The 2,434-nt window shown below is 67.7% G+C and carries 3 protein-coding genes; all 3 read left to right on the top strand.

The window, feature by feature from the left end; genetic code table 11:
* A partial coding sequence (gene bamA, locus AC1D15_RS27040; RefSeq protein ID WP_477828433.1) for an outer membrane protein assembly factor BamA occupies nucleotides 1-1,426 on the top strand: 1,426 nt, incomplete at its 5' end.
* Between the two features lie 14 nt (nucleotides 1,427-1,440).
* Complete coding sequence (locus AC1D15_RS27035; protein WP_047502572.1) at nucleotides 1,441-1,953, top strand: OmpH/Skp family outer membrane protein; 513 nt, start codon at nucleotides 1,441-1,443, stop codon at nucleotides 1,951-1,953.
* Nucleotides 1,954-1,956: 3 nt separating this feature from the next.
* A partial coding sequence (locus AC1D15_RS27030) for an LpxD N-terminal domain-containing protein (RefSeq protein ID WP_477828432.1) occupies nucleotides 1,957-2,434 on the top strand: 478 nt, incomplete at its 3' end.

The raw sequence follows: 2,434 nt of genomic DNA, 5'->3' as shown, positions 1-2,434 counted from the left end.
CTTCAAGACGCTCGTCAAGGTGAAGCCGGGCGAGGCCTACCGCGCCGAGTCGGTGGCCGAGACGACCAAGGCCTTCACCGAGCGCTTCGGCAGCTTCGGCTATGCGTTCGCCCGCGTCGAGCCGCGCACCGACATCGACCGCGCGACCGGCCAGGTCGTGCTGACGCTGGTGGGCGATCCGCAGCGCCGCGTGTACGTGCGCCGCGTCAACGTCGCCGGCAACAGCCGCACCCGCGACGAGGTGGTGCGCCGCGAGTTCCGGCAGTTCGAATCGTCGTGGTACGACGGGCGCCGCATCAAGCTGTCGCGCGACCGGGTGGACCGGCTGGGCTACTTCAGCGAGGTCAACGTCGAGACGAACGAGGTGCCCGGCTCGCAGGACCAGGTCGACCTGACGCTGACCGTCAAGGAAAAGCCGACCGGCAACCTGATCGTCGGCGCCGGCTTCTCGAGCGCCGACCGGCTGGCGCTGAACGCATCGATCCGGCAGGACAACGTGTTCGGCTCGGGCAACTACCTCGGCATCGAGCTGAACACCAGCCGCTCGAGCCGCACGCTCGACCTGAGCGCGGTCGACCCGTACTTCACGATCGACGGCATCTCGCGCGCGGTCGACCTGTACTACCGCACCGTCAAGCCGCTGAACAGCCAGGGCGAGGAATACCAGCTGGTGACGCCGGGTGCGTCGATCCGCTTCGGCGTGCCGTTCAGCGAGTACGACACGGTGTTCTTCGGCATCGGCATCGAGCGCACCGAGATCCGCGGGGCGACCTCGCTGCCCAACAATTACTTCCTGTACCGCCTGCGTTACGGCGATGCAAGCACCTCGGTGCCGGTGACGATCGGCTGGTCGCGCGACCTGCGCGACAGCGCGCTGGTGCCCAACGACGGCAGCTTCAAGCGCATCAACATCGAATGGGGGGCCGCCGGCGACACGCGCTACGTCCGCACCAACACGCAGTACCAGCTGTACATCCCGATCACCAAGAAGTACACCCTGGCGTTCAACTCCGAGCTCGGCTGGGGCCGGGGCCTGAACGGCCAGCGCTACCCGATCTTCAAGAACTTCTACGGCGGCGGTCTCGGCACGGTGCGCGCGTTCGACCAGGGCTCGCTCGGGCCGGTCGACGTGGTCGGCTCGTACAGCGGCGGCCCGAAGCGGCTGAACATCAACAGCGAGCTGTACCTGCCGGTGCCGGGCTCGGGCAACGACCGCACGCTGCGCATCTTCGGCTACGTCGATGCCGGCAACGTGTGGGGCGAGAACGAGAAGCCCACCTGGGAGAGCATGCGGGCGTCGGCCGGCATCGGGCTGAGCTGGGTGTCGCCGGTGGGCCCGCTGAAGCTCAGCTACGGCGAACCCATCCGCTACAAGTCAACAGATAGAATTCAACGTTTGCAATTCCAGATCGGGACCGCGTTCTAATGAATAGCTCAAGATTGAAGTCCCTGCATCTCGTGCTGGCCGCCGCGACGCTGGCGTTCGCAGCCGTGGGTGTGCAGGCGCAGGAATTGAAGATCGGCTACGTGAGCCTCGACAAGGTGCTGCGYGATGCGGTGCCTGCGAAGGCGGCGCAGACCAAGCTGGAAGCCGAGTTCTCGAAACGCGAGAAAGACCTGAACGAGTTCGGCACCCGCCTGAAGGCGGCCGGCGACAAGCTCGAGAAAGACCAGCCGACGCTGGCCGAATCCGAGAAGACCCGCCGCCAGCGCGACCTGATCGACCAGGACCGCGAGTTCCAGCGCAAGCGCCGCGAGTTCCAGGAAGACCTGAACCAGCGCAAGAACGAGGAACTGGCCTCGGTGGTGGAGCGGGCCAACAAGGTCATCAAGCAGATCTACGAGACCGACAAATACGACCTCATCCTGCAGGATGTCGTCTTTGCCAGCCCGCGCATCGACATCACCGACAAGGTGATCAAGGCGCTGAACGCCCAGCAAGGCGGCAAGTGAGCCGTGGATGCGGTTCAACTCGGTGACATCGCCGCCCAGCTCGGCGGCGAACTGATCGGCAGCGCCTCGCTGCGCATCGACCGCATCGGCCCGCTCGAGGGCGCCACGCCCGGCACGATCTCCTTTCTCTCGAATCCCCGCTATGCCGCGCAGCTCGCGGCCAGCGCCGCCGGCTGCGTGATCGTCGCGCCGGCCATGCGCGATGCAGCGGTCGCCCGCGGCGCGGCCCTGGTCTGCGACGACCCCTACCTGGCCTTCGCGAAGCTCACGCAGTGGTGGGCGGCGCGCTCGCGCCCGGCGGTGGCGGCCGGCATCCACCCGAGTGCCGTCGTCGAGGCGGGCGCCGTGATCGACGCCGGCGCGAGCATCGGCGCGTTCGTGCTGGTCGAGGCCGGCGCGCGCATCGGCGCCGGCGCCGTCATCGGGGCGCACTGCGTGATCGGTCGTGGCGCGAGCGTCGGCGCCGGCACGCGTCTCGCGC

This window comes from Rhizobacter sp. P2_H2 (assembly GCF_056403375.1).
The sequence above is the reverse complement of the archived record's forward strand: the minus strand, read 5'-3'. Positions and strand labels throughout refer to the sequence as shown.